The sequence below is a fragment of the Arthrobacter sp. NtRootA1 genome, from assembly GCF_019976975.1.
In the GTDB taxonomy this organism is placed as follows: Bacteria; Actinomycetota; Actinomycetes; order Actinomycetales; family Micrococcaceae; genus Arthrobacter; species Arthrobacter aromaticivorans.
In genome coordinates, this window is record NZ_AP024630.1 from 3,700,678 (window position 1) to 3,716,950 (window position 16,273).

At 61.1% G+C, this 16,273-nt stretch carries 11 protein-coding genes; 5 read left to right on the top strand and 6 right to left on the bottom strand.

Features of this window, described 5'->3' with window-relative positions:
* The first annotated feature begins 98 nt into the window (after positions 1-98).
* Entirely contained in the window at positions 99-4,274 is a 4,176-nt protein-coding gene (locus LDN90_RS16810) for an FtsK/SpoIIIE domain-containing protein (RefSeq protein WP_223946412.1), read from the top strand.
* Here LDN90_RS16810 and LDN90_RS16815 read toward each other — a convergent pair.
* Positions 4,271-4,651 carry a hypothetical protein gene (locus tag LDN90_RS16815; RefSeq protein ID WP_223949319.1) on the bottom strand — a complete coding sequence of 127 codons (381 nt, stop codon included), beginning with the start codon at positions 4,649-4,651 and terminating at the stop codon, positions 4,271-4,273. The genes LDN90_RS16810 and LDN90_RS16815 overlap by 4 nt on opposite strands.
* A 368-nt stretch (positions 4,652-5,019) precedes the next feature.
* Between LDN90_RS16815 and LDN90_RS16820 the strand changes: the two genes are divergently transcribed.
* Positions 5,020-5,268 (top strand): WhiB family transcriptional regulator, encoded by a 249-nt coding sequence (locus LDN90_RS16820; RefSeq protein ID WP_003804966.1) that lies wholly within the window; start codon positions 5,020-5,022, stop codon positions 5,266-5,268.
* 123 nt (positions 5,269-5,391) lie between these two features.
* Here LDN90_RS16820 and LDN90_RS16825 read toward each other — a convergent pair whose 3' ends face one another.
* Genes LDN90_RS16825 through LDN90_RS16840 form a run of 4 tightly spaced genes read right to left on the bottom strand, consistent with a single transcriptional unit; the run spans position 5,392 to position 13,752 of the window.
* The gene (locus LDN90_RS16825) at positions 5,392-6,861 is read right to left on the bottom strand and encodes a PAS domain-containing sensor histidine kinase (protein ID WP_216924023.1); all 1,470 of its coding nucleotides are present in this window, start codon (positions 6,859-6,861) and stop codon (positions 5,392-5,394) included.
* A gap of 31 nt (positions 6,862-6,892) precedes the next feature.
* A complete protein-coding gene (locus LDN90_RS16830; RefSeq protein ID WP_223946413.1) occupies positions 6,893-11,749 on the bottom strand; it encodes an NAD-glutamate dehydrogenase in 4,857 nt (1,618 codons plus the stop codon).
* Between the two features lie 57 nt (positions 11,750-11,806).
* A complete protein-coding gene (locus LDN90_RS16835) occupies positions 11,807-13,111 on the bottom strand; it encodes a P-loop NTPase (RefSeq protein ID WP_223946414.1) in 1,305 nt (434 codons plus the stop codon).
* Positions 13,108-13,752: an SAF domain-containing protein gene (locus tag LDN90_RS16840; RefSeq protein ID WP_216924026.1), complete on the bottom strand. Its 645-nt coding sequence runs from the start codon at positions 13,750-13,752 to the stop codon at positions 13,108-13,110. The genes LDN90_RS16835 and LDN90_RS16840 overlap by 4 nt, the downstream gene beginning before the upstream one ends.
* A 152-nt stretch (positions 13,753-13,904) precedes the next feature.
* Here LDN90_RS16840 and LDN90_RS16845 point away from each other — a divergent pair, with 152 nt between their 5' ends.
* A complete protein-coding gene (locus LDN90_RS16845; protein WP_216924027.1) occupies positions 13,905-14,120 on the top strand; it encodes a helix-turn-helix domain-containing protein in 216 nt (71 codons plus the stop codon).
* A 30-nt stretch (positions 14,121-14,150) separates the two neighbouring features.
* Here the strand turns inward: LDN90_RS16845 and LDN90_RS16850 are convergent, their stop codons facing one another.
* Positions 14,151-14,720 carry a hypothetical protein gene (locus LDN90_RS16850; protein WP_216924028.1) on the bottom strand — a complete coding sequence of 190 codons (570 nt, stop codon included), beginning with the start codon at positions 14,718-14,720 and terminating at the stop codon, positions 14,151-14,153.
* Between the two features lie 145 nt (positions 14,721-14,865).
* Between LDN90_RS16850 and LDN90_RS16855 the strand changes: the two genes are divergently transcribed.
* On the top strand, positions 14,866-15,660 hold the full coding sequence (locus tag LDN90_RS16855) for a LysM domain-containing protein (RefSeq protein ID WP_223946415.1): 795 nt from the start codon (positions 14,866-14,868) through the stop codon (positions 15,658-15,660).
* Between the two features lie 175 nt (positions 15,661-15,835).
* A complete protein-coding gene (locus LDN90_RS16860) occupies positions 15,836-16,258 on the top strand; it encodes an Rv3235 family protein (protein ID WP_223946416.1) in 423 nt (140 codons plus the stop codon).
* Positions 16,259-16,273: the final 15 nt, after the last annotated feature.

The following is a 16,273-nucleotide window of genomic DNA, read 5'->3' on the forward strand; positions in this document are numbered from 1 at the left end:
AAGTTATCCACATAGCCCAGGAAAGGGGCAGCCGCCTGCCCGGGAATTCCATAGCCTCAGTTCTGGACGGCTGCGGGATTCCAGGAAGGAATGGGCGAATGAACTTTGAGTGCACACTGGTCCGCGGCCCGAATGCCGCATCGCTGGAGCCACCGGAAGAGCTGACAATCACCGTCGACGGCGGAATGCCGGGTTCAGAGCTCCAGCGGCAATTGCACAAGGCCCGCGGGGTTGGTCCCCTCTCAGTTGCGGGGGAAGACCTATCCACGCTGACTGTCGGACACCCGCCACTCGTTGCCGGGGCCGTCCTGGTGGACGGACACCGTCCCGCGGAAAAGTCCGACTCTCCGGCAACGCCGCTCCTGCTCCTGGCACATACCGGGCCGGGGGCCGGCACAGTCTTTGCACTCCAACGCGGTCACCACCACATTGGCCGCGGCGATGTGGACATTCGCATTCCTGATCCGGGGATGTCCCGCGAGCACGCCTTGTTGAGGGTGTCCAGCACCGCATTGAGCATCACGGACACAGGGAGCCGGAACTCGGTACTTGTTGATGGGGAGCGTGTCCGGGAAAAGACTGTGACGTCGTCGTCGAGAATTCGCTGCGGCAATACAAGCTTCACTATCGTTACGCCAAACAGCTCCACTCCCGGGATTCATGCCGACGCCGGCCATTCCGTTGAAGTGCCACTTGAAGTCCAGCGTCAGGCGGGCTCCTTGAACCGGTGGTCGGTTGCCGTTGCGGCGGGCCTCCCGCTGGTAGCAGGCTTTGGTCTAGCACTCGCAACAGGAATGTGGATGTTCCTTGGATTTACGGCCGTTTCCGCGCTGAGTCTGCTTGTTCCGATGATCACCGGAAGGAAGGGACGCAGGGAGTTCAGGCTTGCCGTCGCAACGGCGGCCCTGCAGGACGCCGAACGCCGCCGCCGATGTTCGCCGTCCGCCGCGGAGATCATCGTTGCCACCTTGGCCCCGGCGGCAGGCTTGGTCCTGAACCCCCAGGCACCTCTAGCATTGCCCCGCCTTGGGGCGGGATCGCCTGTAGCGTCACGACAACGTACGGCCGCCGGGCCCGAAACATGGGTCCGTCTAGGTACGGCGCCCACTCTGGCTAACGTGCGGCCCGTCCCTGCAGATCCCCATTTCCGTCCACCAGCAATCGGCTCCATGCCAGTGACGCTGGGCTTGCACCCCGGGATTGTTGAGCTGCACGGCCAGACCGAGCACGTCGATGCCCTGATCCGTTTCATCGTCATGCAACTGGCAAGTTTCCCAGGGTCGTCGGCCAAGCCGATCATTCTTCTTGGACCAATAGGGCGCCTGCCTCTCAGCGCCCGGTTCCTGCCGTACCTGACGCTTGCCACGAATCAGGCGGCCGCGACAGCAGCTTTTCGAAGGTCGAAAGGAACCAACAATGGCAGGCTCATAGTTCTCGATGACCCGCCGGGCGGGGACGACGGCAATACCAAACTCCTGGATGCCGCCTTGGAGGCTTCCTGGCAGGTGTTGCGGCATTCCGGCCCCTACGCCGGGCCCACCGGAGTTGTCATTGAGATCGGACAGTCTGGTACATCCGCTGTTTTGCAGTTCCCCGGTGGCCTGCAGGAGTTCATCCCGGACATGGTTCCGCTAAAGGCTTTCGATCAGTTTTGCCGCACAGTTGCGTCCACTCCGCACCGGGAAGGTCCTGCCGACGACGGCATACCAGGATTCTGCTCTCTGAATGACCTTCTTCCCGGCGGACCTCGAGGCATACTCCGGCGATGGGTTGGCGAGAACGGGTCAAACGAGCTCCAGGCAATTCTGGGGCAGGGCCAGGACGGGCCCTTGACCTTTGACTTCCATGTCGACGGACCACATCTCCTGGTAGCCGGAACGACCGGCGCCGGGAAGTCAGAACTCCTGCGGACGATCGTGGCATCCATGGCCCTGAATCATTCACCGGACCAGGTGACATTCCTGTTTGTCGATTTCAAGGGCGGCTCGGGCCTACGCCCTTTACTTGGGCTTCCACACTGCGTGGGCCTTCTTACTGACCTTGGAAGTCATCATCTTGACCGCGTGCTTACTTCCCTGCGAGGCGAGATCCGCCGTCGCGAGGAGTTGTTCGCGGACCTTGGGACTTCAGACTTGGCTGCATATCAACGTTCGCCCGGGGCTACAGAGGCGGCGGTCCCCCACCTGGTCCTTGTTGTGGATGAGTTCCGAATGTTGGTCGACGAAGCCCCCGGGGCACTGCGTGAGCTGATGCGCGTGGCCGCCATTGGACGGTCCCTGGGCATTCACCTGGTCATGGCTACACAAAGGCCACAGGGTGCATTGACTGCCGACATCCGCGCCAACGTCACCTCAAGCATCGCCCTGCGTGTTCAGTCGGATGCGGAATCAATGGACATCATCAATTCCAAAGCCGCAGCTTCCATCGGCGTCGATGTCCCTGGGCGGGCATATCTTGTGAGGGCCACCGGTGACCCCGAAGAATTCCAGACGGCGTCCCTTGCCGTGCCAACCACGATCAGCCGGCGGACCCCGGGGGCAGCAATCGTGCAGTCGGCGATCAGTGCCTTGAACCATCCCCCGGACAAACAGCCGGTGGTCGGGAAGTCGACGGCACAGGCGGAAGCAAGGGCGGAAGGGGTGGTCTCGGCGACCCGAACCGCTTGGCGCTCGCTGGGGCGGGCCGACCCCAGACAACCTGTAGCCCCACTGTTGCCGGTCTCCATTGGGTGGCGTGAAGACCTGTCCACTTTCCGTGTGGCGGGCAACGACGGTGAAGACGCAATGGACGCGTCGATAACCCCTGTAGGTCCATTGGGGATCCTGGACAGACCGGAACAGCAGTCAGTTGTTGCCCTGCAATGGTCGCCTTCCGAGCACGGTCATTTCGCCATGATTGGCAGCAGTTCCAGTGGGATGCACGAATGTTTCAAGGCTGCATCGGCGATGCTGGCAGCACATGGGACCCCACCGCATCTGTACATCCTGGATGCAGCTGGAATGCTGGGAAAGCTCCGCCAAGGCGGCAGCTATGGCGCCACTTTGGGCCTGCATCAGTTGGCGTTGGCGGTACGGGTCCTTGAGCGGCTCGCTGAAGAAATGGCACGTCGCCGCGCGGCCGGCGAGGACGTGTCCACAAGTCCCCGTTTGGTCCTGGTGGTTACTGGCTTCTGCTCATGGGCCGCAGCGCTCCGATCAGGGCGTTTCGCGTGGGCGGAGGACCTTTTGAGGGACATCATCCGCGACGGGACGCCCCTTGGCGTCACAGTCCTGATCTCCGGAGAACGTGAACTAGTCAGCTCACGCTTTTTCGGCGCAATCCCAAACCGGGCATTTTTCCCAACGGGCGCCACGGAGGAATCGCGTTATCACTGGCCCCGCCTTCCGGAAGTCGAGTCTGTCCCAGGGCGCGCTGTTGCCATGGGCGGATTTGTTCAGGGCGCAGCCACCGTGGTTCATTTCCGCACTGCCCCAAGCGGGACGGACTGGCCGTTCGTTGATCTTCAACCTTCGTCGGAACCACCTTTCCGGATCCGGCCCCTGCCGGAATCCCTCAGCACGTCTGATTTCGATGTCGCCGTGGCAGCTACCCCAAGAGCATCGCGGCCATCCCCCGAATCGGCGCAGTCCGGTAGTTACCGCGTTGCAGCTGAAGACCTGGAGTGCGGGATATCGCCGGACTCCGTTCCCCTTTGGATCGGCATTGGGGGTGACGAATCGGTCCCCGTGTCATTTCCCCTTGCACCGCGTGGTGTCAGCATCATCATTGGGGGTCGTGGCTCCGGCAGGACTTCGGTGTTGACATCCCTGATGTCCCTTAATCCCCAGGTTCCATGGATCTTCCCGGGGGCTGGAACTACCACGGGGGCTTTCTGGGCAACCGTGGCCGACTCAGCCACTGCTGGATCACTGGATCCTGCGAGCATCCTCTGTGTCGATGACGCCGATCTCCTGGATCCGGGGGGACGGGCAGCTCTCGCCGCCCTGGCTGGCCGGACACGAGGAGTGATCATGACCGCCACGTCAGGTCCCGGATTGCTTCAGCGCTTGCCACTGGCCGCAGAGGCCCAAGCCAATGGCAAGGGCCTCATTCTGGCTCCGAGGACTCCTCTGGACGGCGACATCCTCGGCGTGAGGTTGGAAATAGAAAACTCACCGCCTGCCGGTCGGGGCGTGATTGTCCGGGGAAACCGTGCAGTCCAGGTGCAGGTGGCGTTCACTACCGACTCCGCGACGCACATCAGCACCATTGGAAGTCAGGGCAGCATTGACTAGAGCGCGCCCTGCGTCCCTCCCGCTCGTGACGCATAGGCGATAACGCTCTTTTGGAAGAGAAACACGATCGCTGCCAGCGCAGGCAAAATCATAGCCAACCCTGGCAGAACCAGGCCGCCGGTCATGGTTGGGAAACCGATGGTAAGGACGAACAACTGGGCCACAAGGGCGGCCGCGCGGGTCCATCGGTAGCCGCGGAACAGGAAATGGCCCACTGCGAACAGCCACGCGGAGAAGGCCAATAAGAGGCCCAGCGTAAAGACCGCTCCCCAAAAAGTCAGGACAGGGGCTCCGGTCAATAGTTCGAAGGCGTACCAGGCCGCAGCGCCCAGGAGCGCCAGTGCTTCCAGCACGACAACGATCGAAATAATCAGGATTCCGGGGGGTTTCTTGCCTCCGGATTCCAGACCCGGGGTTACGGGGCCGTCGGACGCAGGTCTAACTGGACCGTTGTTTCCATCTGATCCAGAGTTTGGTTGGGCCGGGTTAACAGGAGGTCTTGACACACTGGCACACTACCGGACATAGTCATCTAGCAGTGAGGGCACTGGCGGCTGATGTGATGCATCGCTCACGGATTCAGGGCATTTCAACGACTAATACCCCTTGTTTACAAGGCGTTAACATGAAACGCTTGACTCAGACGACCAAGGGGGCCCATGCGGGCCCCTTTCCTTTGGAGCCTCTCGTGAATGTTTTCACAAAAGGCTCAAACTAGTTCTCACGAATGGAGTGACTGATCAGCATGGATTGGCGTAATCGCGCAGCCTGCCTCGACAAGGACCCGGAGCTCTTTTTCCCAGTCGGCAACACGGGACCAGCACTTCTGCAGATTGAGGAAGCAAAGAGCGTTTGCCGCCGGTGCCCCGTAGTGGACACTTGCCTTCAGTGGGCTTTGGAGTCCGGCCAGGATGCAGGCGTCTGGGGTGGCATGAGCGAGGACGAACGCCGCGCACTCAAGCGTCGCGCAGCACGAGCCCGCCGCGCTTCTTAGCAGCCCAGCGCGCTTCTTCGTAGGCAGTACAAGCACCAAACGCAGAAGGCCGCGGACCACATGGTCCGCGGCCTTCTGCGTTTAAGTCAGCTGCCCGTTAAACCCCTCCACCTCCGGAAGGCCCTATGCGCGCGCGAGGTTCAGGACAATTTCGACGGCGGTGCCGCCACCGTCCCGGGGGCTCCATTGAATGGATCCCCCAAGCTCGCTTGTGACCAGGGTACGCACGATCTGCAGACCCAGGCCTTCCGTGTATTGCCCGTCCGGCAACCCAACGCCATCATCGGCAATTGTCACTGTTAGGAACTCGTCATTTCCGTCTCCCGCTGCACGGTCAGCCAGCAGCCAAACGGTTCCCGTCCGTCCCTCCAAACCGTGCTCAACAGCATTCGTTACGAGTTCGTTGATGACCAGGGCCAAGGGCGTTGCGAAATCGCTCGGCAGTTCGCCGAACATCCCGGACCTTTCCGTCCGTACTTGCTGGGAAGGTGAAGCGACTTCGGCAGAAAGCCTGAACTGGCGCCCGATGAGTTCATCGAAGTCGACGCTTTGAGTCAGGCCTTGGGACAGGGTCTCGTGAACAAGCGCGATGGTAGCCACGCGCCGCATGGCCTGTTCCAGTCCCTGTTTTGCTTCGTCGCTGACCATCCGTCGGGACTGCATACGCAGCAGGGCGGCAACGGTCTGGAGGTTGTTCTTGACTCGGTGGTGGATCTCGCGGATCGTTGCGTCCTTGGTGACCAGCTCCATTTCGCGGCGCCTCAACTCGGAGACATCGCGGCATAAAACAAGGGCGCCAAAGCGATGTTGCTCGTCGCGCAAAGGAATGGCACGCAGGGAAAGGCTGACCCCTCTGGACTCAATCTCGCTGCGCCATGGCATTCGGCCCGTGACAACCAACGGCAGTGTCTCGTCCACCATGCGCCGATCCTTCAGTAGTCCGGCCGTCACTTCAGCGAGGGAACGTCCTTCCAGGGACTCGACCTCGCCCAACCGCCGGAAAGCAGACACGCCATTGGGACTCGCGTACTGCACAATGCCTTCAGCGTCGAGCCGGATGAGTCCGTCCCCTACACGGGGGGCACCTCTGCGGGATCCCGTCGGCGATGCGAAGTCCGGCCACAACCCTAGAGTTCCCATGCGAAGGAGATCGTAGGCGCACTGCCGATACGTGAGTTCCAGCCGGGACGGCATACGGGAACTGGATAGGTCCATATGGGACGTGACAACCGCGAGAGTCCTGCCGTTGCGCACCATCGGCACGGCTTCAACACGCAGCGCCATCTCGCTGCTCCAGCTCGTCTCACTGGAGCGCTCAATGGAGCGGCTGTTCCAGGCCTTTTCCACGAGTGGACGAAGATCCGAGCGGATGCCCTCACCCACGAAGTCCGCATGAAACACCGTGTGCGATGTTGACGGACGTACGTGGGCGAGGGCGATGTACCCAAACTCCGGATGCGGAAACCACAAGGCCAGGTCGGCAAACGCCAGGTCGGCGACCATTTGCCAATCGCCCACCAGGAGGTGCAGCCATTCAGCATCCCCAGGCCCGAAATCAGCGTGTTCCCTGATGGGGTCTGTAAAGATTGCCACTGCACCTCCATTTGCGACGCGGGACCAGCCCCTAGCGTCGAACGATTGACCTCAAGAGCCTTAATGCTACCGATAGTGAAGCCATGTCATCGGCCTCGAGGGAATTGACCTCATCAAACATGGTCTTCGCCCGTCCAAGTTGTTCGGCATTCAGGCCTTCCCACGCCCTCAGGCGATCCTCGGCAGGGGTGCCGGGCGTGCTCGACTCAAGAACCGACGTCGTCATATCTGCGACGGTTGAGTAGAGATCGTCCCGGAGCGCCGCACGGGCAAGTGCCTGCCAGCGGTCGTCGCGGGGCAGGGCGCTGATCCGTTCCAGCAGCGAGTCCACGTGGAAGCGGTTGAACACCGTGTAGTAGACATGCGCTACTTCCTCGACGCTGTTGGTCCCGGTCTGGGCGATCCTTGCGATGTCCAGCAAGGCATAGCTCTCGAACAACTCCGCCCACCTGTGGGCCAAGTGATCCGGCAATTCCCAGCCACGGGCCTTTTCCAGCCATCCGCTGATACGAACTTTGTCATCGCCACGCAGGTAGTCCAGCAATTTGGCCCGAAGTGGCGCCATCATGGGCTTGAACGACTTCACGACGTCGGCAATCGGCCGGGACGCCATGCCCTGCCCGAGCACCCATCGGACTGCGCGGTCCAGGAGCCGGCGGACATCCAGATGGACTTCGCTCCAGTGCTCGGTGGGGAACGATGCCGGAAGGGCATTCAATTCCTCAACCATCGGATCGAGATCGTAGATTTCACGCAGCGCCACGAATGCCTTGGCTACCGCTACCTCGTTGGCAGATGTTTCTTCGATCGCCCGGAAGGCGAAGGTAATGCCACCGAGGTTGATGATGTCGTTGGCCACCACCGTAGCGATGATTTCTCGCCGCAGCGGGTGGGTGTCAAGTTCGGCGTCGAACCTCTCCCGCAACTGCTTCGGGAAGTAGGCCCGGATCGTGTCCTTGAACCAGGGGTCGTCGGCCAGGTTGCTGTCCCGGAGGGCAGCCGCCAACTCGATCTTCGCGTAGGCGGCCAGGACGGACAGCTCGGGAGATGTCAGTCCCTGTCCCTGTTCCAGGCGCTGGCGCAGTGTCTCGGTAGTGGGCAGTGCCTCGAGGTCACGCTTGAGGTCGGCTGATTTTTCCAGCCAGTCCATCAGGCGCTCGTAGCTGGGGCTCCAGTCCGCAACGCGGGTCCGGTCGTTAAGGAGCAAGATGTTTTGGTCGATGTTGTCCTGCAGGACCAGTCGGCCGACTTCCTCGGTCATGTCAGCCAGGAATGCTGCGCGTTCTGTGGCCTCAAGCTTCCCTGCCGCCACCATACGGTCAACGAAGATCTTTATATTGACCTCGTGGTCGGAGCAGTCAACGCCCGCCGAGTTATCGATCGCATCCGTATTAAGGATGACGCCCTGCAACGCGGCTTCAATACGTCCACGTTGGGTCAACCCCAGGTTGCCGCCTTCGCCGACTACCTTGACGCGGAGGTCCTTGCCGTCCACGCGGATGGCATCATTGGCTTTGTCTCCGACAGCAGCATGTGTCTCCGTGCTGGCTTTGACGTAAGTGCCGATGCCACCGTTGTACAGAAGGTCCGCCGGGGCAAGCAGGATTGCCCGAAGCAATTCGGGAGGGCTCAGTTGGGTGGTTCCGTCCGGCAACCCCAGCGCCTTACGCACCTGGTCCGACACGGGGATTGTCTTGGCTTGACGTGGGTACACGCCACCGCCCTCGCTGATGAGGGCCCGATCATAGTCGTCCCACGAGGATCGCGGGAGCTCGAAGAGCCTCTGCCTTTCTGCGTACGATGCTGCAGTATCCGGCGTCGGGTCCAGGAAGATGTGACGGTGGTCAAAAGCGGCCACGAGCCGGATGTGGCGCGAAAGCAACATACCGTTGCCGAAAACGTCCCCTGACATGTCTCCCACGCCAACAACGGTGAACTCTTCGGTCTGGGTGTCCAGGTCGAGTTCGCTGAAGTGCCTCTTCACAGACTCCCAGGCGCCACGGGCGGTGATGCCCATGGCCTTGTGGTCGTAGCCCACGGATCCGCCCGATGCGAAGGCGTCGCCAAGCCAGAACCCGTATTCGGCAGCCAATCCGTTGGCCGTGTCTGAGAACGTTGCGGTTCCCTTGTCGGCGGCCACCACCAGATAGGAGTCATCGCCGTCGTGGCGGACAACGTCCGACGGCGGCACAAGCCTTTCGCCGTCCGTTGTAGTAACGAGGTTGTCGGTGATATCCAACAGCCCGCGAATGAAGGTCTTGTAGCTCTCCACCCCTTCGGCCATCCACGCGGCGCGGTCCACTGCCGGGTTGGGCAGCTTCTTCGCGAAGAATCCACCCTTGGCGCCGGTCGGTACGATGACGGCGTTTTTCACGGTCTGTGCCTTCACAAGGCCCAGGATCTCAGTACGGAAGTCTTCGCGGCGATCGGACCAGCGAAGACCGCCGCGGGCCACCTTGCCGAAGCGAAGGTGGACGCCCTCCACGCGCGGAGAGTAAACCCAGATTTCGAACATGGGGCGCGGGAACGGCAGACCCTCGATGGTGGTGGGATCCAGCTTGAAGCTCAGGTATCCCTTGTTTTGGAAGAAGTTGGTGCGCAACGTCGACTCAATGAGGTTGACGAAGGTCCGAAGCACGCGGTCCGCATCCAAGGTTGCGACTTGCTCGATAGCTTCTGCCAGGGCAGCCCTTGCGGCACCTTGCTGTTGGGGACGCTTGCTTTCTTCGACGTTGGGATCAAAGCGGGCGGCAAACAATACGGTCAGACCCCGCGCCACATCCGGATTGGCCAAGAGGGTATCGGCGATAAACCCAAAGGAATTGGTGTTGCCCATCTGGCGCATGTACTTGGCGTAGGCCCGGAGGACTACCACCTGGCGCCAGTGCATGCCTTCGCGAAGCACAAGGCGGTCAAAGTTGTCCGACTCGACGGCCCCTGTGACCGCAGCACCAAACGAGTCAGCCAGGAGATCTCCGGTGGCGAGCGGGTCTATGCCGGCCGGGTACTTCAGCCCAAGGTCATACAGGAAAAAGTCGCGGTGATCCGCGGTTTCGATTTCGAAGGGCCGTTCGTCCAGGACTTCGAGGCCAAGGTTGTGGAAGTAAGGAAGGATCTGGCTCAGGCTCTTGGGCTCCATCAAGTAGAGCTTGACCCTCGCATCCTCCTCCAGCACGTCACCGGCACCTTCGGGAAGGTACACGTGCACGCCGGGGCGCAGTTCCTTGCTCGCTTCCCCTGCCCGTTCGGCCTGGGCTCCATACTTTTCAAACCGTTCGATGTCCTCCAGCGCGTCCTCAACCTCGTAGTCGACGCGGTAGCCGGGAGGGAATGCCTCAGCCCACAAGGCGGACAGTACGTCAGCACTCTCCGCGGGACGGTTCTCACGAAGTACCTCGGCGATGCCTTCGCTCCATGACCGTGACGCCCGCATTAGCCGGTGTTCGAGTTCTTCTGCGTTGACATCGGCAAGTTCCGCGGTGCGTGGCAGCCTGATCCTGAAGAAAACGCGAGCAAGGGCCGACTCCGTGATCCTCGCTTCGTAGTCAATGCTCTCAGCTTGGAACGTCTCGCGCAGTTCCTGCTCAATACGGAGCCTGACACTCGTGGTGTACCGGTCACGCGGCAGGTACACGACTGCGGACATGAAACGTCCGTAGATATCGGGGCGCAGGAAAAGCTTGGTCCGGCGCCGTTCCTGGAGTCGCTGGATCCCGGTGGCCGTGGCCGCCAGATCCGGGATTTCGATCTGGAACAGTTCGTCGCGTGGGTATGTTTCCAGGATGCCCAGAAGGTCCTTGCCCGAGTGGGAATCCATGGGGAAGCCCGCATTCCGCAGCACTGCGTCCACTTTGTCGCGGACGATGGGGATGTTGCGGACCGATCCCGTGTAGGCACTTGTGGCGAAAAGTCCGATAAAGCGCCGCTCACCGTTGACGTTCCCTGCCGCGTCGAAGCTCTTGACTCCGATGTAGTCCAGGTATGCGGGACGGTGGACGGTTGAGCGGGAGTTGGCCTTTGTGATCACCAGTGCCCGCTTTTCACGGGCGCGCTTGCGGCCGGCGTCGGTGAGGTGCTGGATCTGCCGGGTGTTGTCGCCAGCGCGGAGCAAGCCAAGTCCGCTGTCCTCACGAAGTTCCAGGACGTCCTCGCCGTCTTCATTGACGAGGTCGTACTCGCGGTAACCGAGGAAGGTGAAGTTGCCGTCATCCAGCCAGCGCAAAAGGTCCTGCGCCTGCCTGAGTTCGGCAATCTGCTCGGGGTGGGAGACGCTTCCAAGCGTCTCTGCAAGTTCCAGTGCCTTGCTACGCATTTTCGGCCAGTCTTCAACGGCGGCGCGAACATCCCCGAGGACACGTTGGAGCCCCGCAACCAATTCTGCGCGGGCTTCTTCGCTTACGCGGTCAATTTCGACGGCGATCCAAGACTCCATGTGCGACGAATTGTCGTTATCGCCGAGCAGGTGGGCGACGCTGGGCAGTGCCGCGGTGTCGCCACTGGAAATGCCGATATTTGACGGGACTCTGGAAACGCTGCTGAGTTCGCCCGAGACCCGGTCGCGGGTAACCACGAAAAGCGGGTGCATCACGAGCCGGATGGCGCAGTTTTGGCGAACGAGTTCGGCGTTGACGGAATCAACCAGGAACGGCATGTCGTCAGTAACGATGTAGACCACGTTTCGGTCAGCCTCGACGCCGATCTCCACGATGGCATTTCCAGGCCGCCGGGACTGCGCAACTTTCTTATGTGTGCTTGCCCGCGAAATCAGGAGCTCGGGGGCATACGCCCGGGAGTCCTCCTCTGCGAGGTGCTCATAGTAGTCACCGAAGAACCCCTCACGGACAACTGCTGCATCGGACCGATCCTCCACGCTGGATCCTGACGACATCTACAAACGCCTCCATCACATGTTGATTGCTGCGACTCTGCAGCCCACATAGCGAGCCTAGCGCTTAAGCAGACCGAAAGGTCTGGTAGATCGGACAAGGGATTTCCGATTTTGCTGGATAGGTGCACAGACCAGCCCCGCAATGGCCTTACGCAAGGGAGAGTCGGGCGATGATTCCAGCAAGACAGACCCCGACAACAGTGCGGCATCGCACGCTTCCGCGTCCGCAGGTAAGTAGGCATCAACGCCATGGCCAGGGCCGAAGCGCTCCCAGGCCTCGGATAACTGCTGCCTGGGAGAACGGCCCGCCGACGCCCGCTTAACCTTATTCAGGAGCACACGTGGCGTTGCCTGCGGAACCGCAGCTTCGAGCTCGGCAAGGCCACGGACCAACCGCGGAACGCCGATCGCGTCCGCAGCCCCGACGGCAAAAACCTCGTCTGCCAACTCCAAGCTGCGCAGGGTAGCGCCATTGCGGCGTGGCGCCATAGTGTCAAAGCTCAATTCCTCGTCTGCTTCCAGGCAGAAACCGGTGTCCACGACGACTACATCGGCGACCTGCTTGGCCCTTTCAAGGACAAGCGAGAGCGCAGAGGCCCTCAGTTCAGTCCAGCGGTCCGCCCTTGTAGTTCCAGTGAGTACGCGAAATCCACCACTCTTGGTGAAGATAGGCGTAGCAGCCCGGTCCAGTGCATCCGAATCCAGCAATCCTTGGTCAGCGAGCCTGCAGGCCTGGGCGAGGCCAGCAGACTCCTCCAACAGCCCCAGCATGGCCGACACGCTCGCACCGTAGCTGTCAGCATCCACAAGAATCACGGACTTGCCTTCGGCCGCCAACTCGGCAGCCATGTTTACCGCAACCAGAGTTCTTCCCGGCGCGCCTGTTGGTCCCCACACAGCTATTACCCTCCCTGAGCCGGCCGCTTCGGGTACTCGGGTTTCCGGCACCAATTGGAATCCCGCAGATGAGTCTGCGAAGCCGGCGTCTGGGAAGGTGCGCGCGCCTACATGCCCACTGTGGCGACCGACTGCCTCGGAAATCCTCACGGCAAGGGCAGCGGGCTCAATATCAGTAGATGCTGTTACTACACCAATGGCGGTGAGCCTCGAGACCTCCACCGGGTCCACGGTCAAGGCGAGAATGGACACGCCTACGGCAGCCAGCCGATCCACCAATGTAGCGGTTAGTTCTTCGCAGCCCTCGGCAACGACTGCCGCCAAGGCAAGGCCGCTTTGGCAAGCAGCCATCAACTCCGCAAGCTCTGAACACCGGCGAACCACTGTGACGGGGCCATGCAAGCGCTCCAGCCCACCAACCACCGCTTCCTGTGCCTGGCCAACAGTTATGACCGGGATGCTCATTGATTGATGCCCGCGGGGTTCCAAACAACAGATACCTTGGCGGCGTTTGCCTTGGCACCCAGCAGCTTGGGCATCTGCTTGTCCGTGACCAGCACCAGCACCACCGTTGTCTTTGAGGCGCCGAGGGCACCGGAACCCACAGTTACCTCTGCAATTTCGGCACCAGGCAGCAATAGCTGTGGTTCTTCAAAGGCGTTTTGCGAGCCCGGCATGGCGACCCAGACGTCCACCTTCGCCCCGGGAACTGCCTGCGCTGGAAGTGACTCATCCATTGATATGGCAACGGGCTTGCGATTCAGGGCGTCAGCCTGCCCGAGGCTCTTCCGTGGAACGAGTTGGTCCTTCTCAATTCTCTGTAGCGCCACCTTGCCCTGGGCAATTCCGCCCTCCACGGTTACGTAGCCGGACTCGACGTCATCCAAGCGAACCTGGACGACGGTTAAATCCTCTGGCCCCACGGTTTGGCCAACCGCGATACCCTCCCGTGCGGCATAAACCTGTGTGGTCCGGTCAGCGGTACTAACGACTGAGATGACCCCGGCGACGGATACAAGCATGAGCAGCACTCCCACCAATAGGCGTGGATCCTTCCAAGACGGCTTCTTCAACCTGTTGCTGGCGACGCCTGTACTCGGATCCATTTTCCCGCTCCCCCATTGAAGTTTCATGGCACGGTTACCCGCGCCTCTTCATTGTTGCCGTGACCCGGCGCAAGCCAAAGTCAAGAACCCCAAATCAATGGAAATTGTGGATAACTGTGTCAAACGGTGCCAACAGATGCCAAAATAGTCACATGCCCCGATTCCTGACTCTGGCGGACGTCGCCGAACAACTGCAGATAAATTCGCCGCAGGCCTACGCCCTGGTCCGCAGCGGTGAGTTGAAAGCCATTCAGGTCGGAGGACGCGGGCAATGGCGCATCGAGGAAAAGATGTTGGAGCAATACATCGAGGAGCGGTACGCCGAGGCCAGCCGCATGATTGAAGAGGCCAAGTCCAAGTCGAGCTAGCGTTGGGCGGCCAAACACGGATATGAACGGCTAGAGTCCCTGGTTCCCGCTTGAGCATAGGGCCGCGAGTGATGTGAAGGGAATCGTCCTCACGGCAGCCACTGCACCGCCCCGCCGCGCCTCGCCCCGCGTATCCGCAAAATCGAAATGGTCCCGCCCAACCCTGTCGATGACACCATGGAGCCTCTGGTCTCCCCCCGGACCAGTGGCCAGGACGACTGTCACCGGCGCCCTGTCACGGGAGAGTCCCCGGAGGGCGCTGGCAAGCCTTAGCGAACTTTGGACCTGGGAGGCGGGTTTTCTAGCCAATCTTCCGAGTCCGTCGTAATGACTTACCGATGCGCATGGAATAAGCCATTGCCGTCCGTTGACGACCAACACAAACCAGTCACCGCCAATGTGGCCCAGGGTCCCTTGGAGAGAAATACCGCCGCTCAGCACCAAAGCGATCTCAGCTCCGGCGACTCCTCGAAGCCTGTCCGCAAGGTCCAGACCGGCAAGCTCGACCCGCACGCGTTCGGATATTTCCGATTCACGGGCCAAGGTGCGCTCAGCAGAAAATTGCGCTTCCAGATCTTCGAAGAGAGAGTCCCATCTCATATGGTCACAATAGGACCCGTAGCGCGTGGCGCCAACCGCAATGGGATTTTCCCGTCATGATTGGACAAAGCCCTTCGACTGTGCTCAGAATTAGCAAACAGCACCAAATGATATCAAACAGCATTAAAGAGCCGAAAGGGTAAGAATGAGCAGCGATCCACCAAGGATCCGCCACGATGCCGCCTTTGCCGCCGTGCTCCTCGCGCTGGGGCTGTTGCTGGTAATCGTCGGGCAGAGCCTCTTGGGGCAGTGGCAGGTGGATGTGTCCCACGGACAGGCAAGTACGTTCGAGCACGTCCTGGCCCTCGCATCCAGCGCCTCGGGAATTGCCATTGTGTCTTGGTGGATCCTTTCACTTGGCCTCGCAGCCTGGGCTGCAGTTCTGCATGGCGCGGGAAGGAGCGGGAGGGCCGACGCCATCGCCAAGTTCAGTCCAGGTTTCATGCTAAGGCTGGCGTTTGCCCTTCTAAGCCTGAATTTCCTCGGAATACAGGCCGCACAGGCTGCCGCAATGCCGGAACCACAATGGCAAGCCACCTCCAATGGCGCCGCGGGCATGGCAGCGTGGCATCCATCAGCTGGCGTACAAGGACCCGTGCCCGCTGTGGAAATGGTTCCAGCGGTAACCACCGAAGAAAGCCGCGAGGCAACCCGGACAGGGCCTGCATGGCGGCCACATCCTCCCATAGTTGAGCCTGACCTCCTGTCGCGCCCAGGCTCTCGCGAGATGGCGTTTGAACACCCCGTGGAGGCCGGCGTTGCCGTCAAGCCGGGTGACACGCTGTGGTCCATTGCCGCGGACCACCTTGGACCCTTCGCGACAGACGTTGACATCGCTCTCCATTGGCCGAGCTGGTATTCAGCCAACCGAAGGATCATTGGTGACGACCCCGCGTCCTTGCGCCCGGGGCAAGTACTGCAGCCCCCAACGCCGGACTAAGGTCCTCGCGGCCCGTAAAGAATCCGCCAGTAAAGAATCCGACTGTAAAGAACGGCACCCACTCAGGGGCACTCGTTCAAGACGTAAGGCAGTCCCATTGTCATCCCAGACGTAGCAACCTGAGCCAAGCGATGCCCGCGCAACGGCTCACAGAGTGAACTCATGAGGATTGACCATGACTGTTGCAACTGCACGCCGCCACGCAGACCGCCAAAGAGCCAATCGTCCCGCACCGAATGCCGGTGCCGACGCTTCTACCCTGGACGTAAGGCTAGTGGCACGAAGCATCGCCCAAGCTGCAGTAGAGGTACTTGCGGGGACCAGGCCTGCTCTCCAGTTGTCCAGATCCCTCGATGCGCAATGCTTTCTTTCGCTTCAGCATCGGGCTGCCCTTACACGCGAACACGCTGCACGTAGCCGCGGCACGGTTCAGGTCCACAGAAGCCCAATGGTCCGTTCCGTCCGTGCTTGCGCCATTTCAGACTCCATCTACGAGGTCAGCATCGTTGTCTCTGAGGAGCAGCGCTCGCGCGCAATTGCCATGAGGTTGGAACACTCCGACGGGACATGGCAGGTCACCGCCCTGGAGATTGGCTAGGCACCCGTGGCACCC

Excerpts from the sequence above, each read along its gene's own strand:
- LDN90_RS16810 (WP_223946412.1), top strand. The coding sequence starts at position 99 with ATGAACTTTGAGTGCACACTGGTCCGCGGCCCGAATGCCGCATCGCTG.
- LDN90_RS16835 (WP_223946414.1), bottom strand. The coding sequence starts at position 13,111 with ATGAGCATCCCGGTCATAACTGTTGGCCAGGCACAGGAAGCGGTGGTT.
- LDN90_RS16855 (WP_223946415.1), top strand. The coding sequence starts at position 14,866 with ATGAGCAGCGATCCACCAAGGATCCGCCACGATGCCGCCTTTGCCGCC.
- LDN90_RS16860 (WP_223946416.1), top strand. The coding sequence starts at position 15,836 with ATGACTGTTGCAACTGCACGCCGCCACGCAGACCGCCAAAGAGCCAAT.
- LDN90_RS16820 (WP_003804966.1), top strand. The coding sequence starts at position 5,020 with ATGGATTGGCGTAATCGCGCAGCCTGCCTCGACAAGGACCCGGAGCTC.
- LDN90_RS16850 (WP_216924028.1), bottom strand. The coding sequence starts at position 14,720 with ATGAGATGGGACTCTCTCTTCGAAGATCTGGAAGCGCAATTTTCTGCT.
- LDN90_RS16830 (WP_223946413.1), bottom strand. The coding sequence starts at position 11,749 with ATGTCGTCAGGATCCAGCGTGGAGGATCGGTCCGATGCAGCAGTTGTC.
- LDN90_RS16840 (WP_216924026.1), bottom strand. The coding sequence starts at position 13,752 with ATGGATCCGAGTACAGGCGTCGCCAGCAACAGGTTGAAGAAGCCGTCT.
- LDN90_RS16845 (WP_216924027.1), top strand. The coding sequence starts at position 13,905 with ATGCCCCGATTCCTGACTCTGGCGGACGTCGCCGAACAACTGCAGATA.